The sequence below is a fragment of the Oxalobacteraceae bacterium OTU3CINTB1 genome (genome assembly GCA_024123955.1).
GTDB lineage: Bacteria > Pseudomonadota > Gammaproteobacteria > Burkholderiales > Burkholderiaceae_D > Rugamonas.
On sequence record CP099652.1, the window covers coordinates 3,720,827 to 3,747,439 of the forward strand.

The following is a 26,613-nucleotide window of genomic DNA, read 5'->3' on the forward strand; positions in this document are numbered from 1 at the left end:
TCCTTTTAGATGGCGAATTGCAGTTGGCGCAGCGTAGGCGCGCCCAACGGGCTGAGTCGTTCCAGCGGCAGATCGGCGTTGGCCGGATGCAGCAGTTGCAGGCAGCGCCGCTTGAGCGCCGTGAACTCGGGCGATGTCACCAGCGACGCGTCGCGCGGGCGCGCAAAAGGCACCGCGATCTGCTCGATGATGCGTCCCGGACGCGGGCTCATCACCAGCACGCGGTCGGCCAGGAACAGCGCCTCGTCGATGTCGTGCGTGATGAAGACGATGGTGGTGCGGATGCGCGCCCACAAATCCAGCAACAGCTGCTGCATCATCAGGCGCGTTTGCGCGTCGAGCGCGCCGAACGGCTCGTCCATCAGCATCACGCGCGGATGGTTGATCAGCACGCGCGCGATTTCGACGCGCTGCTTCATGCCGCCCGACAGCTGCGCCGGATAGTGCCCGGCGAACGCCTCCAGTCCCACCAGGGCCAGCAACTCCAGCGCGCGGCGGCGGCGCTCGGCGCGCGGCACGCCTTGCATCTTCAGGCCGAAGGCGACGTTGTCGACCACTTTTCGCCACGGGAATAGCGTGTGGTGCTGGAACACCAGGCCCCGTTCGGCGTGCGGGCCGTCAATGGCGCGGCCGTCGACGGTGATGGCGCCACGGCTCGGCCGCAGATGGCCGGCCAGCGCGCCGAGCAAGGTCGACTTGCCGCAGCCGGAAGGGCCGAGCAGGCAGACAAACTCGCCCGGGGCCACCGTCAGGCTGACGTCCTGCACCGCCTCGAACGCCTGGGCGCCGTGTCCCACCCGCAGATGCAGCTTGTCGATGTCAATTTGGCCCACGCTCATGGCTTGCCCTCCGGTTGGTGCCAGGGCATCAGGACCTGGCCGATGGTTTTGACCAGCGCGCTGCTGCCCATGCCCAGCAGGCCGATGACCAGCATGCCGACGACGATGTCGGCGTAGTTCTGGATCGTGTACGAGGCCCAGGTGTAGTAGCCGATGCCGAACTGGCCGGAGATCATCTCCGCCGTGACCAGGCAGAACCACGCGGTGCCCATGCCGATCGACAGGCCGGTGACGATGCTCGGCGCGGCACCCGGCAGCACCACCTCGGTGAAGATGGCGCGCCGTCCGCCGCCCAGGCTGCGGGCCGAGGCGACCAGGCGCGGATCGATGTTCTCGACGCCGTGGACGGTGTTGAGCAGGATCGGAAACAGCGCGCCGGTGAAGGTGATGAACACCATCGACAACTCGGACGACGGGAACATCAGGATCGCCAGCGGTATCCAGGCGACCGCCGGGATCGGCCGCAGCATTTCGAGCGGCGGCATCAGCCAGCTTTCCAGCCGGCGCGAGCGGCCGATGGCCAGGCCGAGCAGGATGCCGAGCAGCGCGGCGACCAGGAAGCCGCTGAACACGCGCGCCACGCTGGCCTTCAGGTGGCCCAGCAACTGCGGCGATTGCAGCAGGGTCCAACCGGCGTGCGCGACCTCGGTCGGCGGCGGCACGTTTTGAAACGTCACCAGGCCGAGGTTCAGGTGGCTGGCCGAGGCCCATTGCCAGGCCAGCAGGCACACCACCAGGGAGGTGGCGCCGGCGCTCCAGCGGGCGGCGCCTGCGCCAAGGCCGGCACCACTGCCGATGCCGCGGCCCGAGGCACCGACGGCCCCGATGCCGTTGCCGCCCGGCGCTTGCTGTGTGCTCTCCATCGGCGCGCTCCTATTTTGCCGCGAGCGCGGACGTGTTGCCCCGCAACGCGGCGAAGTCGAGTACGGAACCGCCATTGCGCGCCGCCCACGCGTCGGCCGCCGCGCGCGTCAGGAAGGCGCTGGTGTCGCCCTTGGCGGTGACGAACCAGGCGTCGCGGGCGAACAGCTTCAGGCCGCTGTCGCGGTCATGGGCGTAGACCACGCGTACCTTCTTGCCGTCCTTCTCGAGCCCGCGCAGGGCGGTGAAGGCGGCGTCGGCGCTGGTGTAATGGCGCACCAGCGGCTCGCCATCGACCCAGATCTGCACCAGCCGCGAAAAGTCGGTGATCGGCTTTCCGGTCGCCGCGTCCTTGGCCACCAGCGGCAGGCGGTTGTAGTTCTTCAGCCGGGCCTCGTAGTCCAGGCCGGCCTGCTTGAAGGCGGCGCGGAGGTAGCGGTCGTCGATGAAGGTGTTGACGTCGAGGTCGTTGTCGGTGCGCTTCATCAACCGCAGCGTGTCGATCGAGGTCTTGACGGCCTGGCGGTATTCCGGTTTCCAGCTGAAGTCGCGCGTCTGCAAGCCCAGCGGGCCGTGGAACAGGTAGTCGACCTCGGCCTCGATGCCGGTCACCTTGGCGATCAGTTCGCTATATTTCTCCGGCTCGGCCGTGATCAGGCGGTCGGCCTCGATGGCCGCGCGCAGGAAGGCGGTGACGATCTCCGGATACCTGGCCGCGTAGGAAGCGTCGACCAGGCTGCCGTGCAGGGTGGGGGACTTGGCCTGCGAGCCGTCGAAGATCTTGCGGGCGTAGCCACGGTGCGGAAACAGTTCGGCGAACGGCACGAAATCGGCGTGCGCGTCGATCTTGTTGCTTTGCAGCGCGGAGCCGGCCACTTCCGGCGCCTGCGTGACGACGGTGATGTCCTTGTCCAGTTCCCAGCCTTGCGCCTTGATGGCGCGCAGCAGCATGCCGTGCGCGGTGGAGGCGAACGGCACCGAGATGGTTTTTCCTTTCAGCTCGGCGAGCGACTGCACGGTCGACGCCTTTGGCACCACGATGCCGTTGCCGCTGCCTTGCACGCTGCCCGACAGCACGCTGATGAACAGGCTTTTCTTGCCGGCCTTCTCGAAGGCGGCGCCGTTGAAGGAACCGGGGAAGTCGGCCATCGAGCCGATGTCGAGCTTGCCGGCAACCATCTCGTTGGTCAGCGGTGCGCCGGACGTGAAGTTTTTCCAAACGATGTCGTATTGCGCGTCCTTGTACTTGCCGTCGCGCGGCAGGTATTTCTCCAGCAGCTTCAGTTCGCGGATCAACAGGCCGCCGGTGGCGCAGTTGATGGTGGTGTCCTGGGTGCCGATGGCGATGCGGATGGTTTCGGCGTTGGCCGCGCCGGCGCTCAGGGCCGCCAACAGCAGGGTGGTCGAAGTGCGATGCAAGAACATGTCATTCTCCAGAAAGGTCAGCGCAACAGGTAAGGAATATCGACCGTGACGGCGCCGGTCGGGCAATCTTTTTCGCAGGGCATGCAGTACCAGCATTCGTCGAATTTCATGAAGGCCTTGCCTTTGGTGAAGTCGATGGCCAGCACGTCAAGCGGGCAGACATCGACGCACACGGTGCAGCCCTTGTCGGCGATGCACAGCTCTTCGTTGACACGGACCGGCACGCTGCTTGGGTTGAGTGCGATGGGCATGGTGAGCTCCTTAAACGGCAAGCGCTTCGGCTTGCGGGGCGGCAATCCGCAGTCGTTGATAGGCCTGCTTCTCCTGTTCGTCGAGGGCGACGATGTACGGCTCCAGCGGACGCTTGAAACAGGTCATCTTGCCGTCGACCTTCTTCAGCTGCACGTGGCACAGCCAGTCGGCGTCATTACGCTCGGGATGGTCGACCCGGTTGTGGTACAGCCCCCAGCGGCTCTCGGTGCGGAACAGCGAGGCGCGCGCGGCCATCTCGGCGCAATCGCGGATCGCGTGCACCTCCAGCGCGCGCATCAGCTCGTGCGGACCGGCGGCCGACAAGCGGTCCAGGTCGGCGCGGATGGCCTCGAACCGGGTCAGCCCGATTTCCATCTTGCGGGTGACCTTGGGCGGTTGCAGGTAGTCGTTGACCATGCGGCGCAGCTTGTATTCGACCTGGGCCGGCGGCAAGCCGTCGGGCCGGTCGAGCGGCGCCCAGACGCGTGTCCGTTCCGCCTCGACCTGCGCCTCGTCGAGCGGCGCCAGCTCGGTGTCGGCGCAGCGGCGCGCCGCGCTCTCGCCGGCCAGCTTGCCGTAGACGAAGGCGCCCAGCATGTAGTTGTGCGGCACGCAAGCCAGGTCGCCGGCCGCGTACAGGCCGGCCACCGTGGTCTCGGCGTGCTCGTTGACCCAGACGCCGGAGGCAGAATGGCCGCTGCACAGGCCGATCTCCGAGATGTGCATCTCCACCATCTGCTCGCGGTAATCGGTGCCGCGTCCGGCGTGGAAACGGCCGCGGCTTGGCCGCTCGTTGGTGTGCAGGATGGTTTCGATGGTGCTGATGGTTTCCTCGGCCAGGTGGTCCAGCTTGAGGAACACCGGGCCGTTGCCGCCTTGCAGTTCGTTGTAGAACTCCTGCATCATCTGGCCGCTCCAGTAATCGCATTCGATGAAGCGCTCGCCCTTGCTATTGGTGGTGAAGCCGCCGAACGGGCCGGTCACATAGGCGCACGCGGGGCCGTTGTAATCCTTGATCAGCGGATTGATCTGGAAGCATTCGATGCCCGACAGTTCGGCGCCCGCGTGATATGCCATGCTGTAGCCGTCGCCGGCGTTGGTCGGATTTTCGTAGGTGCCGAACAGGTAGCCCGAGGCCGGCAGTCCCAGCCGCCCGGCGGCGCCGGTGGCCAGCACCACCGCCTTGGCGCGGATCACGTGGAAGTCGCCGGTGCGGCAGTCGAAGGACATGGCGCCGGCGATGCTGCCGTCGGCCGCCGTCAGCAGCCGCGTCGCCACCAGCCGGTTGCTGATCTCCACGCGCTGGCGCTTGAGGCGGCGGTACAGCACCTTCTTGATGTCGTGGCCCTCGGGCATCGGCAACACGTAGGTGCCCATGTGGTGCACCTTGCGCATCGCGTAATCGCCGGTTTCGTCCTTCTCGAACTTGACGCCCCAGCGGTCCAGCTCCTCGATCATCGGATAGCTGTTCTGAGCGTAGGCCATCACCGTGCGCTGGTTGACGATGCCGTCGTTGGCGGTGGTGATCTCCTTGACGTACTGCTCAGGCGTGGCGAAGCCGGGCACGACGGCGTTGTTGAGCCCGTCCATGCCCATGGAGATGGCGCCGCTGCGTTTGACGTGGGCCTTCTCCAGCAGCAGCACGCGCAGCGTCGGGTCGGCTTCCTTGGCCTTGACGGCGGCCATCGGGCCGGCTGTGCCGCCGCCGATCACCAGCACGTCGACGGTTTCGATGATGGTTTGCATAGTGTTCACTCCGTGTTGAAAACGACAGGGGCGCTCAGCCTCGGCGCGCGATCTGCAGGCGATACTGGAAGGCGTCGCCGCGGAAATACAGGTATTCGAAGTCGAGCGGCGTGCCGTCGGCCGCGTGGGTCAGGCGCTCGATGCGCAGCAACGCCGTGCCCGCCTCGATGCGCAGCGCGTGGGCCAGCGTGTCGTCGGCCAGCATGGCGTCGATCTGCAGGTCGGCCCGGCCCAGCGCGATGCCGTAATCGTTTTCCAGGATCAGGAAGATGTCGCGCCCGGCCAGATCCTCGCGGCGCAGGCGCTCGCCGATGTCGGGTGGCAGATAGGTCACCTCCAGCGACACCGGCTCGCGGTTCAGGTGGCGCACACGCTTGATTTCGGCCACGTCGGCGCCGGGCGCCAAACCCAGCCGCTGCGCCACATGGGCCGGCGCGGCGATGGTCTTGTGGCTGGTGACCTGGTTGTAGATCTCGTAGCCCATGCGGCCCATGGCCTCGCCGAAGCCCTCGAGCTGGGTCAACTGCTGGAACGCCTTCGGCTTGGAGACGAATGTGCCCTTGCCGGGGATCTTGAAGATCACGCCTTCCTTTTGCAGGTCGTTGAGCGCCTGGCGCACGGTGATGCGGCTGACGCCGAATATCGTGCTCAGCTCGCTCTCGGCGGGCAATTTGGCGTGGGCGGGATAACTGCCGTCGAGGATGCGCTCGCGCAGGTTTTCCTTCACCTGCGTATAGAGCGGGACGGGGGACAGTTCAACGGTACGAAAATTGGTCATCGGTTCACCTGGTCGGCATAAGCCGCCATAACCTGTCATAACAGGTCATGACGATCGAAAGAGCTTGCAGTCTATCGAGGCTGTTTCGGCGTGTGAACGAATGATTGTGTGTTTGCTTATGCGGAAAATTTTACGCGGCGGGAGGCGCGAGGGGGGCAACAAGGGAGAACGTGTGCGCAGGCGCGGTTGTGCAACACTTTCCCGGATTCTGCATCCGCAACCGTGTGGGCCGCGCGCCGGAACACCCGCGTAAGGATTTCCCTACAGCGCAATCAGGCGCGCCCGATGGCGAACCCGTGGGGATCCGGGCATGCTGCGGCTAGCGCCAGCCGATGCCGACAAGGAGAACGACAATGAGCACAGCAGACACACGCCGCCCCCCACCACACGCCGTCCGGCAAGGGTTGTTGTAACAATGGAACAGGAAGACGTGACCGGTGTGTTGTCTGGTAGCATGATCGCTACCTTTGATACGATTTATTCCGGAGAGTTGCACCCCACCATGATAAGAATCCTGATCGCCGACGACCATGCGATCGTACGCGGCGGCCTGCTGCAGCTGTTCGCCCTCGCGGGCGACGTGACGGTGGTCGCCCAGGCCACCAACGGCGGGCAGGTGATCGAAAGCTTGCGCGGTGTGGCGTGCGATCTGGTGTTGCTGGACATGTCGATGCCGGGCATCAGCGGCATTGAGCTGATCGGGCGCATCCGCGCCCACGCGCCGACCCTGCCGATCCTGGTGCTGAGCATGCACAACGAGGCGCTGGTGGTGCGGCGCGCGCTCAAGGCCGGCGCCAACGGCTACATGACCAAGGACGGCGATCCCGAGACCTTGTTGCTGGCCGTGCGCAAGGTCGCCGCAGGCGGGCGCTACATCGATCCGGGGTTGGCCGAGCAAATGGTGTTCGAGGGCGAGGCCGGGCAGACCGAGCGGCCCCACGAGCAGTTGTCCAACCGCGAGCTGAGCATCTTCCGCCTGTTCGTCGGCGGCAAAAGCGTCAACCAGATCGCCGAGGAGCTGGCCATCAGCAACAAAACGGTCAGCACCCACAAGGCGCGCCTGATGCAGAAGATGGGTTTCCAGAGCAATGCCGACATGCTGCGATATGGCATCGATCACGCGCTCGGCCAGTAGGCCGGCGATGCCGCCGCGCGCCGCCACGGGGAACCGCCATGCCGGTTGACCTGCACCTGCGCGAGCGCACCATCCTGATCGTCGACGACACGCCGGCCAACCTGACCGTGGCGGTGGCCATGCTGCAGCGCCATGGCCTGCGCCTGGCGGTGGCGCACAGCGGCGGCGAGGCGCTGCGCCGGGTGGCGTTCGCTCCCCCCGACCTGATCCTGCTCGACGTGATGTTGCCCGACATCGACGGCTTCGAGGTGTGCCGCAGGCTCAAGTCCGGCGACGGGCCGGGCGCGGCGGTGCCAGTGATCTTCATGACCGCGCTCACCGGCACGGCCGAGAAGGTGGCCGGCTTCGCCGCCGGCGCGGTCGACTACGTGACCAAGCCCTTGCAGGCCGAGGAGGTGCTCGCGCGCGTGACCACCCACCTGCGGCTGGCCGCCATGCGGACTAAGCTGGTCGCGCAGAACGCCCAGCTGGAGGACGAGAACCGCGAACGGCGCGCGGCCGAACGGGTGCTGCAGCAATACCGCGACAGCCTGGAATTGCAGGTGGCCGAGCGCACCGCCGAGTTGCGCGAGCTCAGCGCCCACCGCGAATGCGCCCGCGAGGACGAGCGCAAGCACATCGCCCGCGAGCTGCACGACGAGCTGGGGCAATCGCTAACGGCGCTGCGCATGCAGGCGGCGCTGCTGCGGGTGCGCTTCGGCGCCGACATCCCCGGCCTGAACGAGCAGGTGCGCGGCATGACCGAACTGGTCGACCGCACCATCGGCGTGGTGCGCAACGTTGCCACCTGCCTGCGCCCGACCGTGCTCGACCTGGGCATCGGCGCGGCGCTCGAATGGCTGGTCGACGAGTTCCGCCGCAACAGCGGGCTCGATTGCAGCCTGGCCCTGGCGCTGGGCGACGGTCAGCTCAGCGAGCGCCAGGCCGTGGCCGTGTTCCGCATCGTGCAGGAGTCGCTCACCAACGTCGCCCGCCACGCCGACGCCAGCGAGACTTCGGTCTCGCTGCGCCTGGCGGCCACGGGCTGCGAATTGGAGGTCGAGGACGACGGCCGGGGCTTCGACCCGGCGCGCGCGCGGCCGCACTCGTTTGGCCTGCTCGGCATCCGCGAGCGCGTGCTCAGCCTGGACGGCCGGTTGAGCATCGCCAGCGGGCCGGGCGGCCGCACCCGCATCGTGGTGCAACTGCCGCCGGACCCGGCATGAGGCCGGAGCGCCGCCGCGCCGCCCGCGCGCGCCGGGCAATGGCGCGCTTGCTGCTTGGCGCCGCGCTGGCTGGCTGCGCGGGGGCGGTGGCCGGGGCAAGCGCGGCCGGGCCGTCGGCGCGGCTGACGCCGGCCGGCGGCACGGCAAAACCGGCCACGACGGCCCCCGAGCGCTGGTCCGAGCTGACCTTGCCGATGTTCCAGGCGGTCGGCGCCCCACAGGGTCTGGGCAACGTCCTGGTGTCGGCCATCGCCCAAGACCCGCACGGCTTCCTGTGGGTGGCCACCGCCGGCGGCCTGTCGCGCTGGGACGGCTACCGCTTCCAAAATTACACCAACGACCCCGACGATCCGCGCTCGCTGCCGGACAATTACGTCGTCGCGCTGTACACCGATCGCAAGGGCCGGCTGTGGGCGGGTACCGCCAACGGCGGCCTGGCGCGCTACGTGCCGGAGGATGACGGCTTCGTCACCTACAACCCCCAAAGCGCCGGTCTGGCCGCCGGCGGCGTTCACGCGATCGCCGGCGACGGCGGCGACGGCCTGTGGCTGGCCACCAGCGGCGGGCTGTTGCACCTGGATGCTCCCGAGGATCCCGCCCGCGCGCGCGCCACGCGCTACCTTCACCATGCAACCGATCCGGCCAGCCTGCCGGCCGACCTGGTCGGCGCGCTGGCGGTCGGCGCCGACGGCACCGTCTTCGCCGGCACGGACGACGGCCTGGCTTGGCGGGCGCCAGGCGGCGGCGCTTTCACCAGGGTGGCGCTGCCGGGGTACGAGCGCCGCGGCGTGGCCGTGCTGGCCCTGTTCGTCGATCACGCCGGCATGGTGTGGATCGGCACCAACGGCGCCGGCGTGTTCGTGTTCGACCCGCGCACCGGCCGCGTCGGGCGCCACGCCGCCGGCGCCGCCGCCGCCGCGCTGATGAAGCACGTCAACGTCACCGCCTTCGCCGAACCGGTGCCTGGCGAACTGTGGGTCAGTTCCTATTCCTATGGCGTGGCCGTGATCGAGCGTGCCAGCGGCCGCGCGCGCCACCTGACCTACGAGGCGCTGGTGCCGGGCGGTCTGGCCAGCGGCGTCGTGCACACCCTGTTCACCGACCGCGCCGGCGCGCTGTGGATCGGCACCGACAAGGGACTGAACCAGCGCGCGCCGGCCCAGGCGGCGCTGTCGCTGGCGCCGCGCCAGAACTCGCGTCCCGGCCTTAGCGACAACGACGCCACCAGCGTGGCCGAGGCGCCGGACCACAGTGTGTGGGTCGGCCTGCTGCGCCAGGGGGCGGACGTGGTCGACCCGCAACGCCGGCGCGTCGGGCACTGGCCGCCGTCGTCGACGCCCGCGGGCACGCCGGCGACGGCGTCGGCCGCCAACGTCACCGCGCTGTATGCCCGGCGGGACGGCAAGGTGTTGCTGGCCACGGAGTCGGGCCTGTTCCGCGCCGACGCCGACGGCGGCGCCGCCAAGCCGCTGCGCGCGCCCTGGCTCGACCACCGGGTGCATGTGCGCACGCTCAGCGAGGCCGCCGGCAGCCTGTGGATCGGCACCGCGACCAGCGGGCTGCTGCAGGCGCGCGCGGACGGCGCCGGCGGGCTGGACTTGGTCAAGGTGCGCGCGGTCGCAGGGCTCGGCGGCATGGAGATCAGCGACCTGCAGCCCGGTCCGGACGGCTCGCTGTGGGTCGGCACCACCGCCGGCTTGAACCGGGTCGACGCGGTCAGCGGCGCCGTGCTCGAATGGATAGGTGGCGACCGCGCCGATCCGGCGGCGCTGTCCCATCCCAGCGTCAACACCCTGCTCACCGACCGTCGCGGCAGGCTATGGGTCGGCACCAACGGCGGCCTTGACGTGCTGGAACGCCTGGCCGGCGGCCAGCGCCGCTTCCACCGCCTCGGCCGGACCCAGGGTCTGCCCAACACCAGCATCTGCCAGCTGCTCGAGGACGCGCAGGGGCGGATCTGGGCCAGCACCGACGACGGCATCGCCGTCATCGATCCGGACAGCTATGCGGTCGGCGTGCTGGGCGCGGCCGAGGGCGCGCTGTATTCGCCGTACTGGGCGCGCGCGGGCGTCGCCAGCGCCGCCGGCGAGCTGCTGTTCGGCGGCTCCGGCGGGGTCACCATCGTGCGTCCGGAGCGCTACCGCCCGTGGCGCCTGGCCGCGCCGCTGGCCGTCACCGAGGTGCGCCTGGGCGGCAAGGTGGTGCCGCCGGGACGCTACAATCACGCCGCCGGCGGCCCCGGTCCGGCCACCCTGGACGTGCCGGCCGAGGCCAACAGCTTCGCGGTCGGCTTCGCCGCGCTCGATTTCACCGCGCCCGAGCTCAATCAATATGCCTACCGCCTCGACGGCTTCGACCGCATCTGGACCTACGCCGACGCCGGGCACCGGCTCGCGTCCTACACCAACCTGCCGCCCGGCAAGTACCGGCTGCTGATACGGGGCACCAACCGGGCCGGCGTCTGGAGCGCGCACGAGCTGGCGCTGCCGGTGCGGGTGCAGCCGTGGTGGTGGCAAACCTGGTGGTTCCAGGGCGCGGCAGCGCTGCTGGGCCTGGCGGCGCTGTACGGCGCCTACCGGCTGCGGATCTGGCGTCTGGCGGCCCAGCGCGGCGCGCTCGAGCGCGAGGTGGCGGCGCGCACGGCCGAGGTGTTGCGGCAAAAGGCGCTGGCCGACCAGCAGCGCGGCGAGGCCGAACGCGAGCACCGCGCCGCGAGCGAGCGCAACGCCGAGCTGGCGGCGGTCAACGCGGTGGCGCAGATCCTGGCCGGCAAGCTCGAACTGGACCAGTTGATCGCGCTGGTGGGCGACCAGGTGCACCGCCTGTTCCAGTCCGAACGCACCTGCATCAACCTGCTGGACGACACCGACGGCACCTTGCGGGTGGCCTATGTCCACGGCCCCGAGCACGCCGGCAGCCTGGCCGAGGCGCACCAGGCGGCCCTGGCCCGGCTCGTCGCCAGCGGGCGCGGCGAGCTGGCCGGGCTCGGGCCGGGCGACGCCGCCTGCCACGGGACGGGCGGCGTTGCCGACGGTGACGAAGCGCCGGCGGCGCCATCGTGCCTGTACGTGCCCATCATCGCCAACGGCGTGGTGCGCGGGGCGGTGTCGGTGCGCCGCGCCGTCGGTGCCGCCGGCCCGTACCGGGCAAGCGACCAGCGCCTGCTCGACACCATCGCCGCCCACCTCGGCGCGGCGCTGCAAAACGCCCGCCTGTTCCAGCAGGCCGAGGCGGCCCGCGCCAGGGCCGAGGAGGCCACGCAGGCCAAGTCGATGTTCCTGGCCAACATGAGCCACGAGATCCGCACGCCGATGAACGCGGTGATCGGCCTGTCGTACCTGGCGCTGGGCACCGGCTCGCCGTCGCGCCAGCGCGACTACCTGCAAAAAATCCACAATGCCGGCAACTCGCTGGTGGGCATCATCAGCGACATCCTCGATTTTTCCAAGATCGAGGCCGGCAAGCTCGATCTGGAAAGCGCCGACTTCGACCTCGACGACCTGCTGGCCCACGTGGCCGCGATCGCCGGCGGCGCGCGCGGCCCGGCGCTCGAATGCAACTTCGACGTGCCGGCGGCCGTGCCGCGGCGCCTGCGCGGCGACGCCCAGCGGCTCGGCCAGGTGCTGATCAACCTGCTCAACAACGCCCTCAAGTTCACGACCAGCGGCGAGGTCGCGCTGGCGGTGCGCGCGCTCGATGGGCAGGACGCGCGCGTGCAACTCGAGTTCAGCGTGCGCGACAGCGGCATCGGCATGTCGGCGCCGCAACTGGGCAAGTTGTTCCAGGCGTTCACGCAAGCCGACAATTCGTCGACGCGGCGCTTCGGCGGCACCGGTCTTGGGCTCAGCATCTGCAAGAACCTGGTCGATCTGATGGGCGGCACGATCGCCGTCGACAGCGAACCCGGTGTCGGCAGCCGCTTCGTCGTCGTGGTGTCGCTCGAGCGCGCCGGCGAAGGGCTGGCTCCCGCGCCGGGCTTGCCGGCGGCCCTGGACGGCCTGCGGGTGCTGGTGGTCGACGACAGCGCCACCGCGCGCGCCGGGCTGCTGGGAACATTGGACAGCCTGGGGCTGGACGCCGCAGCCGCCGCCTGCCGGCAGGAAGTCTCGCGCTTGTTGTCCGGCGCGGCGCGCTACGACCTGGTGCTGGTCGACGCCGGCATGCCGGGACTGGACCGCGAGTGGGGCGCGGCGCTGGAAGCGGCCCATGGCGCGCCGCCCAAGGTGGCGCTGTTGACCAACGTGGCGGGGGACGAGCCGGACCGCACGCCGTGCGACGGCGGCGTCGACGCCTGCCTGGTCAAGCCGGTGACGCGGGCCGCCATGGTCGACATGCTGCTGGGCCTGTACGCACCGGACCAGCGCCAGGTCGCGCCGGACCAGCGGCGGGCGCCGCCCCGTTTCGACGGCGCGCGCGTGCTGCTGGTCGAGGACAACGAAATCAACCAGGAGATCGCCGTCGGCCTGCTGGAGGCGTGCGGGGTGGTGGTCGAGCTGGCGAACAACGGCACCGAGGCGCTCGACCGGCTGCACGCGGTGGACGCCGCGCGCCGCTACCAGCTGGTGTTCATGGATTTGCACATGCCAGAGCTCGACGGCCACGCCACCACCGTGCGGCTGCGGCAAGACAGCCGTTTCGACGCGCTGCCGATCATCGCCATGACCGCCAACACCATGCCTGCCGAGCGGCAGCGCTGCCGTGAGGAAGGCTTCGACGGCCACCTGAGCAAGCCGCTGATACCGGACGAGCTGCACCGGCTGCTGGCCGGCTACCTGACGGCCGGCGCGCCCGGCGGCCGGCGCGAACAGCAGGCGGTGTTCGACGGCGCCGTGCCGGGCCTGGACCTGGCCGCCGCGCGCCGGGGCGTCGACGGCGACGAGGCCTTGCTGGGCAAGGTGCTGCGCATGTTCAGCCGCGACGAACGCGACCGCGCCCGGCGCATCCGTGCCGCGCTCGCGCAAGGCGACCATGCGGACGCCGAGCGCCACGCGCACTCGCTGCGCGGCCTGGCCGAAAGCATCGGGGCGGCGCGCGTGGCGCGGCTCGCCGGCGATCTGGAGCGCGCGGCGCGGCAGCCGATGGAGGAGGGGCCGCCGGCGTCTGCGGTGGCCGCCGCGCTCGACGCGCTCGACGGCGCGCTGTCCGCCTTGTGCGCCGAACTGGACCGGCGCCTGCCGCCGGCGGCGGAAGCGGCCACCGGCACCGTGCGCGCCCCCGGCGACTGGCTCGCCGAGCTGCGCAGGTTGGACCAGCTCATGCTTGCCGGCGACACCGGGGCGATCGCCTTGTTCGCCGCCGGCGCCGCCGACTTCGCAGCCAGCTTCGGCAGCTGGGACGCCGAAGCAATCCAGCGCAGCCTCGACGAGCGGGACTTCGACGGCGCCCGGGCCGCGCTGCGCTGGGTCGCGCACAAGCACGCGCTGGATTTGTGAACCTGATGGCTTGCCCTACACGAATGTACGGAAATCCCTACCCCATTTTCCTCCTTGCCTGATAGTGCCCGGCAGCGGCTTGAGGCATTGTCTCGGGACCATGGCACAAGGAGTAAAAATGAGGACGGCGTCACTATATGAGCACTACGAGCTGTATGTCAGGGAATACCGGTCGGTCCTGCAGTTGATCGACCGCGGCCTGAAAGTCCGTGGTTCGGACCCTGCGACTGCGGTGCGGGCGCGGCGCGAGCTGTTGGGCCGTGACGCGCTGGCCGCCTTCATCTACGTCACCGAGCGCATGCAGGCGGAGGTGTCCGACGGCAAGCTGGAGGTGGATGTCGTGCTGGCGGCGCTGGTGTACGAATGTTGCGACAAACTGACGTTGGCGAACGAGGAGAACGGCGAAGGCGGGCATGCCGAAAAGGAGTGCGGCCAGCGCCGGCACGGCGTGATTTCCCCGGCCGGGCGCCTGTTCCACGGGGCTTGCCAGCGTTTGCTCAAGCAGGGCGTCTGACGCCCCTGCGCCGGCTAAGGCCAAGCTCGATTGCCCGATTCTTAGGACCGCGCTGATTCTAATTAAAAAAACTATCATGCAGAATTGCTAACTGTATTAAGCTCGCGTTGCGCCGATTTGGCGCGCTCGAAAAATACAGGAGGCACTATGCGCAACTTGTTCTTTGCTATCTGCTTTACGCTGGCCAGCTTGTTCGGCGGCGCCGCCCATGCGTACCAGTACAACTATATCAGCGAGGTCATTCCGGTCGAGTTCACCTCCATTCGGGGCGACTTCACGTATATCCAGTACAGCGTCATCACCGCCCATATCTTCACGCCGACGCTGCTGACCGCCGGCTCCACCTGGGCCCCGGGCACCCAGATCCACATGTACCGCTTCAGTGAAAATTTCGCGCAGCAGGCCCTGATCTACCCGGACCCGAGCGCAGACCCGACTTTTCCGCCAGGCTCGGTGTGGAATCCCAACTATACGGTGACGATGAACATCGGCGCCGTCGATGCCAACGGCCTGCCGACGGTGTTCGACATCAGCCTGCAGCGCCAGCTTCGCACGCCGCCGGGCTTTGAAGACCTCAGCAATCTGCTCGTCTCCAATACCGGCGACCGTGCATGGGGCGGCTACGAAACCTATACGACGTTCAACGGCGCCGCCACCATGCCGGGCACCTGGACCATGGGCGCGGCCCCGATACCCGAACCGGAAACCTACGCGATGATGCTGGCGGGCATGGCCCTGGTCGGCGCCGTGGCGCGCCGCCGCAGCGCCCGCCGCGGGTCCGGACTGGCAATTTGACCAGGACGGTAGCGCAGGTATCGAAGCGAACACCAGAAGGTGGGTCGGGGTCCCGCAGGCCGCATTGATCCCGCCCGCATCGGCGTAATGGGCTTCTCGCGCGGCGCAGCGGTCGCCTTCCGCAGCGCCATCGAGCAGCTGCGCCATGCCGTCACGGCGCGGCCGGTGAGGCATATGTCTTGCCTATGCTATGATCGGCTGCTATATAGAAGATGTCCGCCATATATTTGGGAGTTGCCTTATGCGTACTGTCTCAATTTTCAAAAACGGAAAGAATCAAGCAATCCGCCTCCCTGCCGACATGTCTTATGAGGGTGTCGGCGAGCTGGAAATCACGCGCAGCGGTGACACCATTACACTGCGTCCTGTTCGCCCGAGTTGGTCATCGCTGGCTGAATTGCCCAAGGCCGATGCCGACTTTCTGCAAGAGCGTCAGGCCGTTGTCAATGACGAAGGCAGGTTTGGTCTGTGACCACGTACATGCTGGATACCTACATCTGCTCGTTCATTATGCGCGAGCACCCAGTGTCTGTTTTGCAACGATTGACCGAAAAGGTGGCGCAGAACAATCGGATCGTAATTTCGGCAGCTACCTATGCCGAAATGCGCTACGGGCAGATCGGCAAGAAGGCATCGCCCAAGCATAAAAACCTGGTTGATGAGTTCGTGAAGCGCCTGGACGCGGTCTTGCCATGGGATCAGGCCGCCGTTGATGCGACGATAGAGGTGAAGACCCAACTAACCAAGGCAGGATCGGTCATTGGCGAGAACGACATCGCAATTGCCGGGCACGCTATTTCTACGGGTTGTGTGGTGGTTACAAATAACGTACGTGAATTCAGCCGCGTACCTGGTCTGTCGTATGAGGATTGGGGGGCATCAACATGAGTAGGCTTCATAGCCGGCGCCAGGCCAGTCGGGCGTGAACGTGGTGAGCCGGTGTAAGGCGGTTGCTGTGCTCACGTTTAGCGTACGCCCCGGTCCAGCCGGGGTTTAGCACACCCCACGCTAAACTGATTGTAAAAACCGCCTCATCGAAAATTCACACCATTTGCTTCCATATAATTAAACGAGGGGCTTCCCCTTAATAACAATACTGGAGAGCATGGATGAAAAAGTATATCAAGCAGTTGTTGATCGCCGGCGCGATCGTGTTGTCGGCGGTGGGGCAGGCCCAAGCCCAAGCTACGCCGACTTGTTCGAGCGCGGCGTCCGATCCGGACGGTGACGGCTGGGGCTGGGAGAACAACCAGTCCTGCAAGGTGGCGCCCAAGTGCGCGAGCGCCTCGTCGGACCCGGATGGCGATGGTTGGGGCTGGGAAAACAATCAATCTTGCATGGTGGTCGCCAGCGCGCCGAAGGGGTTCACAGTGTCCGGCAGCGTGCTGAAGGACGCCAATGGCAACGCCTTCATCGCCCGTGGCGTCAACAACCCGCATGCGTGGTACGACACCCAGTCCGTCAACGTGTTGCCGAATCTGGCGGCGCGCAAGACCAACCTGATACGCGTCGTCTGGACCATGAACGGCACCGCGTCGCGCCTCGACCAGATCCTGACCGCCATCGAAGCGCAGAAGATGGTGTCCATCGTCGAACTGCATGACGGCACCGGAAGCAACAGCACAGCGGTGCTTCAGCGCATGGCAAACTACTGGGTGCGCAGCGATGTCGCCGCCGTGCTCAAGAAGCACGAGCGCAGCACCATGATCAACATCGCCAACGAGTGGGGCGACAACGACATGACACCGCTGCAGTGGCGCAACGCCTACATGCAGCCGATCACCACCCTGCGCAACGCCGGCTTTACCACCACCATCGTGATCGACAGTCCCGCGTGGGGCCAGGACGCCAGCGCGGGCTTGTTGTACGGCTGGGACCTGCTCAACCACGACCCACGGCACAACCTGCTGTTCTCGGTGCACGCGTACGTCCGGTTCAACAACCCGAACGACATCTACAACATGATGAACAACTACAAGAGCAATAACCTGGCCTTGTTAATCGGCGAGTTCGGCTACAACTACAACAACGGCAACAACAATCTGGGCTCCAAGGTTGACGCGCCGCTGCTGATGCAGTATGCCCAGCAATTCGGCGTCGGCTACGTGGCGTGGTCGACGCAGGGCAATGATGCCGCCAACGCCTGGCTCGACTTGATGACCAACTGGTCCACCACCACCAGCTGGGGCAACACGGTGTGGTACGGCCAGCATGGCATCAGCAACACGGCGAAGAAAGCGTCGATCTACTAACCGTCAGGCAAGCTGTACGCCTACTTGTCGGACTTGAGGAACAGGTCGCTGTCCGGGGCGAAGTTGGCGTACAGCGGGAGCAGGGCGCCGCCGATGGCGCGGGCGTCCGAGCCGATGGTGCCGCCCAGCACCGACGGCCGCGACACGCCTTCCCAGCTGTAGTAGCCCAGCGCGGCCTCCACCTGCGGCAGCAGCTCGTCGAGCAGGCTGCGCTCGCACGAGCCGTCGATGATCACGCTGTCGAGGTCGAGCAGGCAGGCGGCGCTGTTGATGGTCAGCGCGATGGCGCGCGCGGCATGGTCCAGCCAGGCCATCGTGTGCGGTCGCCACGGTTCGCGCAGCGCGCGGCCGTCGAAACAGGCCGCTTCGTCGAGCCCGGCGGCGATGAACGATCGCTCCAGGCTGAACAAGGAGGCGTCGCTGAGCAGTTGCGCCGGTTGGGTGGCGTCGCCGCGCCGCGCCAGGCCCAGCGGGATCGAGCCGATGGCGCCGGCGTTGCCGTGCAGGCCGCCGCGCAAATTGCTGTCGATGACCAGGCCGCCGCCGATAAAGGTATCGACGTACACGTACAGGAAACTCTTGACGCTGCGTCCCCGCCCGGCAACCAGTTCGGCCACGCAGGCGGCGGCGGTGTCCTTGACGAATTGCACCGGCAAGCCGGTCATCGCCTGCACCCGTTCGCGGATGTCGATGCGGTTCCATTTTTCCGCCTGCTCGGGGGCGATGCCGAGCAGCTTCTGCCAGCCGCCCAGGGCCAGCGGGGCGGCGATGCCGATCCCGCTCAGGCGCTTGGCGCGCACCGGGCCGAGCCGCTCATGGATCAGCGCCAGTTGCTTTTCGATTTCGACGAACAGCGTGTCCGGATCGGGGAAGGTGTACGACAGCGACGAGCGCTCGCGCGTCTTGCCGACGAAGTCGATCAGCAGCACGTCCAGGCTGCGCCGCGCGATCTTGATGCCGATCGAAAACGCGCCGTCCGGGTCCAGCGCGATCGGCACCGACGGTTGCCCGACCTTGCCGCGCAGCGCTTCCAGTTTAAGCACCAAACCTTCTTCGAGCAGGCGGTTGATGATCAGCGAGATGGTCTGCGTGCTGAGATTGGTCTGCCTGGCCAGATCGGCTTTCGGCATTGGGCCCTGCAAGCGGATGGTTTGCAGCACGACCCGTTCGTTGAACTGGCTCATGCCGATCTGGTTGGAGCCGCGCGGGCGCAGCGTCCGGATGTCAGCCTCGGTGGAAACCCCACCAGGCGCGGTCTCTCTTTGTAATTTTTGATTGTTTGGCATTATTTAATTATGCCAGAGCGGCACCGATCACGCCCTTCTTAAAAATGAAGTTGGCGTACGGTTGCGCCTCGCCGGTTTGCACGATGGCGTAGGCGCCGGCGACCCGGTCGTAGAAGGCGAAACGCTCGACGGCGGCGCATTGTCCGGGCGCGGCCGAGGCCAGTTCGCTGGCCAGCGCGATGACCGAGCGCTGCACGGCGGAGGCGTAGCCTTCGGGCGTATGCTCGACCTTCATGTAGGCCACCGGTTGCTCCACCGACTGGTCCAGCGGGAACACCGACAGCACCGCCTGGCAGGCGCGGCGCAGATCGATGCCCGGCATGCGGATGACCGGCTTGCCACGGCCCAGCGACGCCGCCGTGAAGTTGGCGTCCACCACCACGATCTCGTCGCCGTGCCCCATCTCGCACAACACCTTCAGCAACTCGGGCGTGAGCGCGGCATCGATTCCTTTAAGCATGGGCATCTTCCGGCAGGTGGGCGGGGTCCTTGGCGCCGGTCATCACGGCGACGGTGTCGGACATGCTGATGGTCTTGGGATTGACCACGGCGGCGCGCCGTCCCAGCCGCTGGATGTGGATGCGGTCGGCGATCTCGAACACGTGCGGCATGTTGTGGCTGATCAGCACCACCGCCAGGCCACGGTCGCGCACGCGGCGGATCAGTTCCAGCACCATATTGCCTTCCTTGACGCCCAGCGCGGCGGTCGGTTCGTCGAGGATGACGACGTGGCGGGCAAACGCCGTGCTGCGCGCCACCGCCACGCCCTGGCGCTGGCCGCCGGACAGGGTTTCCACCGCCTGCTGCATCGAGCGGATGCCGATCTTCAGATCCTGCATGTGGCGGATCGCCTCGGACAGCATCTTTTTCTTGTCGATGACGCGGAAGCATTTGCCCATGATGCCGGGCTTGAGGATCTCGCGGCCGAGGAACAGGTTCTCGGCGATGGTCATCGCCGGCGCGACGGCCAGGTCCTGATACACCGTTTCGATGCCGTGGCGGCGCGCGTCGATCGGCGAACCGAAGTGGACGGCCTTACCGTCGAGCAGCAGTTCGCCCGTGTCCGGCACGATGGCGCCCGATAAGGCCTTGATCAGGCTGGATTTGCCGGCGCCGTTGTCGCCGATCACGGCCAGGATTTCACCGGCGCGCAGTTCGAAGTCGGTGCCGTCGAGGGCGGTGACGTTGCCGTAGCGCTTGGTCAGGCCGCGCGCCTGGAACACCGGGGTTGCATTGGAGATCGTCATGATTAACCCTTCTTGTGGGTGAGTTGGTCGGTGGCCACAGCCAGGATCACCAGCACGCCCGTGACCAGTACCTGATACACCGAGGGCACGCCCATCAGCGTCAAACCATTGCGGAACACGCCGACGATCAGCACGCCGATCAGGGTGCCGACGATCGAGCCGCGACCGCCGAACAGGCTGGTGCCGCCGATAACGACGGCGGTGATGCTGTCGAGGTTGTCCGTGGCGCCGGCCTGCGGATCGCCGACGCCCATGCGGGCCACCGACAACATCGAGGCGATGCCGTAGAACAGGCCCGCAGCCATGTACACGCCCAGCATGACCTTGCCGGTGGCGATGCCGGTCAGCCGCGCCGACTCGGGATTGTTGCCGACGGCGTAGACGTGACGGCCCGGCGCCGTATCGCGCAGGAACAGCCAGGTCAGGATGTACAGCGCGATCATCAGCACCGTGCCGTAGGTGATCGCGGTCTGGCCGAGCTGGAAGGTGTTCCCGAAGAACATCATCGATTCCGGCACGTCGGTGACGGTTTGCGCGCCCGAGTAGATTTGCGTCAGCGCGAAGGCGATGTTCATCGTGCCCAAGGTAACGATAAAGGCGGGCAGTTTAATCCGGGTCACCAGCGCGCCGTTGAGCGCGCCGATGGCGGTGCAAACGGCGATGCCGCAGGCGATGGCAACATAGGGATCGATGCCCATGTCGACGGCGAACTTGCTCATCACGACCGAGCCGAGCGCCATCACCATGCCGCACGACAGGTCGATGCCGGCGGTCAGCACGATCAAGGTTTGGCCGAGGGCGATCACGCCGACGATCATCACCTGTTGCAGGATCAGCGAGAAGTTCTGGCCGCTCAAAAAGCGGTCCGATTGCGACGCGAAGAACAGCGAGGCGACCACCAAGGCGATGAACGGCCCCAGCGTGGAAACGGGTGGCAGACGGTCGAGCAGGCGGGCGTTCATGGTGGCGTCCTTGGTGAGGGGCAGGGAGCCCTGCAGGCGGGTATTCATGGTCGCGGCTCCTTATTTACGGCCCCAGCAGGCGTCAAGGCCGGCCTGGGTGTCCTTGCTATCCACACCCGTCACCGGCTTGTCGGTGATGAGGGTGACGCCGGTGTCGACATAGCCGCTGGCCTTCTTGCCGGTCCTGGCGTAGAGCAGGCCGGCTTCGACGCCGAGCGCCGCCATCTTCAGCGGGTATTGCTGCGCAGTCGCCGCGATCTTGCCGCTTTTGACATCGCGCACACCGGTGCAGCCGCCGTCGACCGACACCAGCAACACGCCCTTGTCCTTGCCGGCGGCCTTCAGCGCCTTGAACGCGCCGGCGGCTGCCGGTTCGTTGATGGCGTATACCAGGTTGATGCCGGGGTTCTTCTGCAGGCAGTTTTCCATCGCGGTCTGGCCCTTGGCCTGGTCACCGTAGCTGTCCTGCATACAGACGATGCTGGCGTCGCCTTTCTTGATGCCGAAGCCTTCCAGGAAGCCGGCCAGGCGCTGGATGCCGACCGGGTGGCCTGGGAACAGGTCGAGCGCGGCGATCTTGACCGGCTTGCCGGCGAACGAGGCCTTGGCGTAGCGTCCGATCAGCACGCCGGCCTTGTGGTTGTCGGTGCTGAAGAGGGCGTCGGCGGCTTCCATCGGCTCGGTCGGGCTGTCCATGGCGATAACCATCACGCCTTTGTCGCGTGCTTTTTTGATCGACGGCACGATGGCCTTGGCGTCGCTCGGGGTGATGAGGATGGTCTTGGCGCCGGCCGCGATCATGTTCTCGATGGCGGTAACCTGGCCGGCGTTGTCGCCGTCGGATTTGCCGGCGCCGGTCAGCAGCTTGGCGCCGCCGGCTTGGGCCGCCTGCTGCGCGCCTTCCTTCATCTTGACGAAGAAGGGGTTGATCTCGGTCTTGGTGATCAAGCCGATCACCGGCTGCTCTGCGGTTGCGGCTGCGGCCATGGCCGTGACGGTGCCGAGCGCACTCAGCGCCAGGAATGATTTCAATGTCATGCGATGTCTCCTCTGATTTTCTGGGTCGCCGCGCCTGTCGGCGGGGCACGGTCCGGTAGAAGTGATAACGCTTTACTACCGAACCGATTAGGAATATATTCGCAACAAATTAATAAATCAAGTTGTTTTATTAATTAAACCGCCGACCCAACACACGCTTCTGGCGTGCCGGCTAGAGTAGTTTTTCTAATGCAACTTACGAGGACATGATGATCGCAACCTTAGGCGAGGCCTTGGTGGACATGATCGAACAGCCCGACGGACGCTTCCAGGCATGCCTGGGCGGTTCGGTTTTTAACTCCGCCATTGGGCTTGCGCGGCAGGGCGTGCCCACCGCTTATCTCAACCCCCTGTCCACGGACAAATTCGGCGGCAGGTTCGCAGCGCTGCTGCGCGCCAGCGACGTGCTGCCGGCCGCGCGCGCACCCAGCCCACGGCCGACTTCGCTCGCCATTGTCAGCATCGACGCCAACGGCGCGCCGACCTACGCCTTCCACCGGGAGCGGGTGGCCGACCGCGACGTCAGCGCCGCGTCGCTGATCGCCAGCTTTCCCCCGCAACTGGCGCTGCTGCACACAGGCGGGCTGGCGCTGGTGCCGGAGGACGGCGAGACGCTGCTGCCGGCGCTGCGTGCCGCCGCCGAACGTGGCGCGCTGATCTCCATCGACGCCAACCTGCGGCCGCTGGTGGCCGACGATTTGCCGCGCTACCTGGACGCCGTCAGGCGAGCGCTGAAGCAAGCGCATATCGTCAAGGTCAGCGACGAGGACCTGGCGCATCTGGGGCTGGATGCCGCCAATGTGCAGGAAGTCGCCGACGCGCTGTTCCATGAATCGCCGGTGCAATTGATTGCCGTCACGCGCGGCGGCCTGGCGGCAGCGCTGATGTCGCGCAACCGCCGGATCGAGCTGCCGACACCGGCCAACCTGGCGCTGGTCGACACTGTCGGCGCAGGCGACTGCTTCCAGGCCGGCCTGATCGCGTATCTGTACCGTGAAAGAGCGTTGTCCAGCGCCGCCGCGCTGCAAGAGCTCAACGAGGAAATGCTGCACGGCGCACTCAAACACGCCATTTGCGCAGCCAGCATCAACGTCACGCGCGCCTGATGCGATCCGGCCACGTGGGAGGAAACCGTGCAATTCGAAACCTGCTGACGGAGACACGTAGGGCGGATTAGGCGGAACGCCGTAATCCGCCAATTCATGAGTCGCCGAGACGCAGGCATGGCGGATTACGCTGCGCTAATCCGCCCTACTAGCAAAGCCGTACCCGGCCTGGACGCGCCAAACACCACCAGAACAAATAACAACAGACAAGACAACAAACACTGGAGACCAGACAAATGAAAAATATCATGCAACGCTTCACACCCAAATTCCCCCTGATGCAAACGGCGCTGGCCGCCAGCGCCATGGCATGCTGCCTGCCGGCGGTCGCGCTTGACTATCAAGGCTACTTCCGCGCGTTGGCCGGTTCCAATTCATCCCACGGCGGCGCCAGCTGCTTCCAACTGGCGGGCGCGCTGGCCAAGTACCGCCTCGGCAACGAATGCGAGGTCTACGGCGAGTTCTGGCTGGGCCAGCAAGTCGGGAAGGTCGCCGACGATGGCGCCGTCTTCAACGCCAACATCATGCTGTCCTATTACAGCCCGAACGCGTCATCGAAGTCCGACGCCGACCTGCCGCAGATCTACGTGCAAGGCGATAAAATTCCCGAACTGAACGGCGGCAGCGTATGGCTGGGCCGCAAATACTACAAGCGCGAAGGCTTGGGCGCCAACGACTTTATCTACTGGAGCGGCCGCGGCTTCGGCGGCGGCGTGGAGGACGTGCCGGTGGTGGGCGACTTGAAGTTCAGCTACGCTTTGCTGCGCAAGGATAATCTGGTCACCACCACCAGCGGCCTGCTGCCGGCGACCGGCGCGCTGGCCGACAACGGCAGCAACTCGGCCACCCGTCATGACTTTCAACTGCGCGGCATTCCCGTCAACAACGGCGGCGCGCTGGAGCTGGGCATGAGCTTCATCGTCAAGGATGCCAAGGGCAACGCCGAAGAATCGGCCGATCGCCTCCACTCCGGCTATGGCGTGACGATCCAGCACCGGCAGTCCGGCATCAACGGCGATGGCGAGAACAAGTTCGCGCTTCAATACGGCAAAGGACCGGGCACCGGCGGCGCCGACCAGGCCATCGGCGCAATCGGCAACCTGCGCGACGACACGAACGTCAGCCGCCTGAGGGTGGTCGAAGGCTTGTACACTCAGTTCACCCCGCGTTGGGGCGCCGAACTGGTGGCAATCTACCAGAAGGACAAGGGCTTCACCGCCGACCGCACCGTGTTGGGCGTGGCCGAGAACAAGGTGTGGACCAGCGTGGGCGGACATCTGGTCTACGGCATCTCGCGGCGCTTCAAGATCGGCATGGATCTGGGTGTCGACACCATCCGGCCGGACGACGGCCCCACGCGCAGGATGACCAAGTTCACCATCGCCCCGACCATCTCGTCGGGTCCCGGCCTGACCGCGCGGCCCGATTTGCGCCTGTTCTACACCTACGCCAAATGGAACGACGCGGCACGGATGGCCGCCGACAGCGCCGCTCCGGGCAGCGCATTGTCCTCGACGGGCGCGTTCGGCGTGGCCAAATCCGGTTCGATGATCGGCGTGCAGGCCGACGTCTGCTTCTAACCGGAGGGCGTCACTGGCCGTAAGTCGGGCTATTTCCTTCGCGGTAGCCAAACGCTGAAGAGCGCTCCGCCTTGCGGCTGGTTCGCCACCTCGATTCTTCCGCCGGTGGCGCGCAGGATGGCCTGGCACAGGGCCAGCCCCAAGCCGACACCGTCGATGCCGTCGGCGCGCGCACCATCGCCACGGAAAAACCGATCGAACAGGAACGGCAGTTCGTCATCGCCGATGCCCGGTCCCTGGTCGGCCACCGTCAGCACCGTTCCGGTCGCGCCACCGTCGATGCGCACGTCGATGCGGCCGCCCGGCGGCGAGAACTTGATGGCGTTGTCGAGGATGTTGCGCAATACCAGTCCGAGTGGCGCGCCGTCGACCTCCACGGCCTCCGGCAACTCGTCGATCAGCACGATGTCGATGCCGCGCTCGCGAGTGTGCGGCGCCAACCGCTCGATGGTGTCGCGCGCCAGCCCGGCCAGCGACACCGGCTCGGCCGATCCGCGTTCCTGGCCGGCGTCGATCCGGGCCAGCATCAGCAACTCCTCCACCAGTGTGGTCAGACGTTCGACTTCCTCCAGGCACGAACGCAGCGCGGTGACATAGTCGCCACTGTCGCGCGGACGCCGCAGCGTGATTTCGATCTCGGCGCGCAGCCGTGACAAAGGCGATCGCAATTCATGCGAGGCGTCGGCCGTGAAGCGGCGTTGGGTATCGAACGCGTGCTCGATCCGTTCCAGCATCGCGTTCAGGGTCTGGACCAAGTGGCCGATCTCGTCGTCGTCGCCGGGATGCGGCAAGCGCCGATGCAGGTTGCCGTCCTCGATCTCGCGGGCCTGGTCGACGATGTTCTCGATGGCGACGAACAGTTTGCTGGAGAGGCGGGCGCCGGCCCAGCCCAGGGCTGCGAGCAAAGCCGCCGCCATCAAGGCGAACAGCATGGCGGCCGAGCGCAGGATCTGGTTCACGTCGTCCAGCGAGCCGGCCACCTGCACGGCGAAACGCTGGCCGCCCACCCGCGTGGGCAGCGACACCATGCGCAGCGGTTCCTCGCTGGTGTCGGGCAGCGTTTCAAACACGGTCCTGCCGGCGGAGAGCTGTTCCAGCAGATGGGGAAGGGCGGGCAGGTTCTCCGAGCCCAGATTGGCGCTGCGGGCCACCACGCGGCCCTGGCCATCGATGATCTGGACCAGGCGGTCGAGCCGCGTCAACGAGGGCGGCGCGCTGCCGACCGGCGCCTCATGAACGTGGATGGCCACACCGTCGCTGTCCGCCAGCATGGCCGCTTCGGCTTCGGCCAGGGCCAGCAGCGCGCCGTCCAGTTGACGGTTGACGGAACGCGACATCATCCACCAGCCCGCGCCCGCCGTGGCGCCAACGGCGACCAGGATCGCCAGCATGTGCAGCAGCACCAGCCGCCGGCGCATGCTAAGCATCGCCGGCCTGCGGCGCGTCGGGCGCGGCGAGGCGGAAGCCACGGCCGCGCATCGTTTCGATCAGCGCCGGCAGTTCGGGCGGGTCGACCTTGCGGCGCAGGTTCTTCATATGCACGTCGATGAGATTGTCGATGGCGATCAAGTCCGCATGCCAGACATGCTCCGCCAGTTGCAGCCGGCTGACGACGGCGCCGGGACGCCGCATCAGCAGTTCGAGGATGGCATACTCCTTGGGCGTGAGGTCGAAACCGGCGGCGGCGCGGCCGGCGGCCCGCGTGCCCGGATCGAGCCACAAATCGGCCACCCGCAGCGTGGCCGGCTGCGCGCGTTCGGTGCGCCGCAGCAGCGCCCGCACGCGCGCCAGCAGCTCGTCGAAGACGAAAGGCTTGGTCAGGTAGTCGTCGGCGCCCGTATTGAGGCCGGTGATGCGGTCGGCCACGGCGTCGCGCGCGGTCAGCATCAATACCGGCAGCAGGTGTCCGGCCTGGCGCCATTCGGCGCACAGCGCGACGCCGTCTTTACCCGGCATCATCCAGTCTAGGATGGCCATGTCGAACCGCGCCAGCGCGTGGGTGGCGGCTTCCTGCGCCGAGTGCGCGACCACGACCTGGAAACCTTCCTCCTCCAGACCGCGCGCCAGCAGCCGCGCCGCTTTGTGATCGTCTTCCACCAACAGAATATGCATAAAACGTCCTCGGCAAGAGCCGGAGTATAGCAGCGTCGGCACGGCCCT

At 66.9% G+C, this 26,613-nt stretch carries 23 protein-coding genes; 10 read left to right on the forward strand and 13 right to left on the reverse strand.

Annotation, left to right across the window (positions count from 1 at the left end; genetic code table 11):
- Nucleotides 1–5 precede the first annotated feature (5 nt).
- From NHH73_16255 to NHH73_16280, 6 genes are read right to left on the reverse strand one after another with little or no spacing between them, the layout of a single operon-like run.
- Nucleotides 6–839, reverse strand: coding sequence for an ABC transporter ATP-binding protein (locus NHH73_16255; GenBank protein USX24182.1), 834 nt, complete (start codon nt 837–839; stop codon nt 6–8).
- Complete coding sequence (locus NHH73_16260; GenBank protein USX24183.1) at nt 836–1,702, reverse strand: ABC transporter permease; 867 nt, start codon at nt 1,700–1,702, stop codon at nt 836–838. The genes NHH73_16255 and NHH73_16260 overlap by 4 nt, the downstream gene beginning before the upstream one ends.
- A gap of 10 nt (nt 1,703–1,712) precedes the next feature.
- Nucleotides 1,713–3,125 (reverse strand): ABC transporter substrate-binding protein, encoded by a 1,413-nt coding sequence (locus NHH73_16265; GenBank protein ID USX24184.1) that lies wholly within the window; start codon nt 3,123–3,125, stop codon nt 1,713–1,715.
- 17 nt (nt 3,126–3,142) lie between these two features.
- Nucleotides 3,143–3,376 carry a ferredoxin family protein gene (locus tag NHH73_16270; GenBank protein USX24185.1) on the reverse strand — a complete coding sequence of 78 codons (234 nt, stop codon included), beginning with the start codon at nt 3,374–3,376 and terminating at the stop codon, nt 3,143–3,145.
- 10 nt (nt 3,377–3,386) lie between these two features.
- Entirely contained in the window at nt 3,387–5,123 is a 1,737-nt protein-coding gene (locus NHH73_16275) for a fumarate reductase/succinate dehydrogenase flavoprotein subunit (protein USX24186.1), read from the reverse strand.
- A 34-nt stretch (nt 5,124–5,157) separates the two neighbouring features.
- The gene (locus tag NHH73_16280; protein ID USX24187.1) at nt 5,158–5,901 is read right to left on the reverse strand and encodes a GntR family transcriptional regulator; all 744 of its coding nucleotides are present in this window, start codon (nt 5,899–5,901) and stop codon (nt 5,158–5,160) included.
- 502 nt (nt 5,902–6,403) lie between these two features.
- Between NHH73_16280 and NHH73_16285 the strand changes: the two genes are divergently transcribed.
- The 8 genes from NHH73_16285 (at nt 6,404) to NHH73_16320 (ending at nt 17,234) form a co-directional block, all read left to right on the forward strand.
- Nucleotides 6,404–7,036: a response regulator transcription factor gene (locus NHH73_16285; GenBank protein ID USX24188.1), complete on the forward strand. Its 633-nt coding sequence runs from the start codon at nt 6,404–6,406 to the stop codon at nt 7,034–7,036.
- Between the two features lie 38 nt (nt 7,037–7,074).
- A complete protein-coding gene (locus NHH73_16290; GenBank protein ID USX24189.1) occupies nt 7,075–8,241 on the forward strand; it encodes a response regulator in 1,167 nt (388 codons plus the stop codon).
- Nucleotides 8,238–13,673 carry a response regulator gene (locus NHH73_16295; protein USX24190.1) on the forward strand — a complete coding sequence of 1,812 codons (5,436 nt, stop codon included), beginning with the start codon at nt 8,238–8,240 and terminating at the stop codon, nt 13,671–13,673. The genes NHH73_16290 and NHH73_16295 overlap by 4 nt, the downstream gene beginning before the upstream one ends.
- 118 nt (nt 13,674–13,791) lie before the next feature.
- A complete protein-coding gene (locus NHH73_16300) occupies nt 13,792–14,187 on the forward strand; it encodes a hypothetical protein (protein USX24191.1) in 396 nt (131 codons plus the stop codon).
- A 147-nt stretch (nt 14,188–14,334) separates the two neighbouring features.
- Complete coding sequence (locus tag NHH73_16305; protein USX24192.1) at nt 14,335–14,982, forward strand: PEP-CTERM sorting domain-containing protein; 648 nt, start codon at nt 14,335–14,337, stop codon at nt 14,980–14,982.
- A gap of 241 nt (nt 14,983–15,223) precedes the next feature.
- Entirely contained in the window at nt 15,224–15,454 is a 231-nt protein-coding gene (gene vapB / locus NHH73_16310) for a type II toxin-antitoxin system VapB family antitoxin (GenBank protein ID USX24193.1), read from the forward strand.
- Nucleotides 15,455–15,462: 8 nt separating this feature from the next.
- A complete protein-coding gene (locus tag NHH73_16315) occupies nt 15,463–15,870 on the forward strand; it encodes a type II toxin-antitoxin system VapC family toxin (GenBank protein ID USX24194.1) in 408 nt (135 codons plus the stop codon).
- 221 nt (nt 15,871–16,091) lie between these two features.
- Nucleotides 16,092–17,234 (forward strand): cellulase family glycosylhydrolase, encoded by a 1,143-nt coding sequence (locus NHH73_16320; GenBank protein ID USX24195.1) that lies wholly within the window; start codon nt 16,092–16,094, stop codon nt 17,232–17,234.
- 20 nt (nt 17,235–17,254) lie between these two features.
- Here the strand turns inward: NHH73_16320 and NHH73_16325 are convergent, their stop codons facing one another.
- From NHH73_16325 to NHH73_16345, 5 genes are all read right to left on the reverse strand, one after another.
- Nucleotides 17,255–18,418 (reverse strand): ROK family transcriptional regulator, encoded by a 1,164-nt coding sequence (locus NHH73_16325; protein USX24196.1) that lies wholly within the window; start codon nt 18,416–18,418, stop codon nt 17,255–17,257.
- A 109-nt stretch (nt 18,419–18,527) separates the two neighbouring features.
- Nucleotides 18,528–18,980, reverse strand: coding sequence for an RbsD or FucU transport (locus NHH73_16330; protein ID USX24197.1), 453 nt, complete (start codon nt 18,978–18,980; stop codon nt 18,528–18,530).
- Nucleotides 18,973–19,767: an ATP-binding cassette domain-containing protein gene (locus NHH73_16335; protein ID USX24198.1), complete on the reverse strand. Its 795-nt coding sequence runs from the start codon at nt 19,765–19,767 to the stop codon at nt 18,973–18,975. Before NHH73_16335 ends, NHH73_16330 begins: the two co-directional genes overlap by 8 nt.
- Nucleotides 19,768–19,769: 2 nt before the next feature.
- Nucleotides 19,770–20,729 (reverse strand): ABC transporter permease, encoded by a 960-nt coding sequence (locus NHH73_16340; GenBank protein USX29637.1) that lies wholly within the window; start codon nt 20,727–20,729, stop codon nt 19,770–19,772.
- 60 nt (nt 20,730–20,789) lie between these two features.
- Nucleotides 20,790–21,767 (reverse strand): sugar ABC transporter substrate-binding protein, encoded by a 978-nt coding sequence (locus NHH73_16345; protein USX24199.1) that lies wholly within the window; start codon nt 21,765–21,767, stop codon nt 20,790–20,792.
- Nucleotides 21,768–21,976: 209 nt separating this feature from the next.
- On the opposite strand from NHH73_16345, the gene NHH73_16350 reads away from it, so the two are divergent.
- Both NHH73_16350 and NHH73_16355 read left to right on the forward strand, forming a co-directional pair.
- Nucleotides 21,977–22,873: a PfkB family carbohydrate kinase gene (locus NHH73_16350; protein USX24200.1), complete on the forward strand. Its 897-nt coding sequence runs from the start codon at nt 21,977–21,979 to the stop codon at nt 22,871–22,873.
- 236 nt (nt 22,874–23,109) lie between these two features.
- Complete coding sequence (locus NHH73_16355) at nt 23,110–24,453, forward strand: carbohydrate porin (GenBank protein USX24201.1); 1,344 nt, start codon at nt 23,110–23,112, stop codon at nt 24,451–24,453.
- Nucleotides 24,454–24,482: 29 nt separating this feature from the next.
- Here the strand turns inward: NHH73_16355 and NHH73_16360 are convergent, their stop codons facing one another.
- Together NHH73_16360 and NHH73_16365 are read right to left on the reverse strand one after the other, a co-directional pair.
- Entirely contained in the window at nt 24,483–25,880 is a 1,398-nt protein-coding gene (locus NHH73_16360; GenBank protein ID USX24202.1) for an ATP-binding protein, read from the reverse strand.
- Nucleotides 25,873–26,565 carry a response regulator transcription factor gene (locus tag NHH73_16365; protein USX24203.1) on the reverse strand — a complete coding sequence of 231 codons (693 nt, stop codon included), beginning with the start codon at nt 26,563–26,565 and terminating at the stop codon, nt 25,873–25,875. Before NHH73_16365 ends, NHH73_16360 begins: the two co-directional genes overlap by 8 nt.
- Between the last annotated feature and the right edge of the window lie 48 nt (nt 26,566–26,613).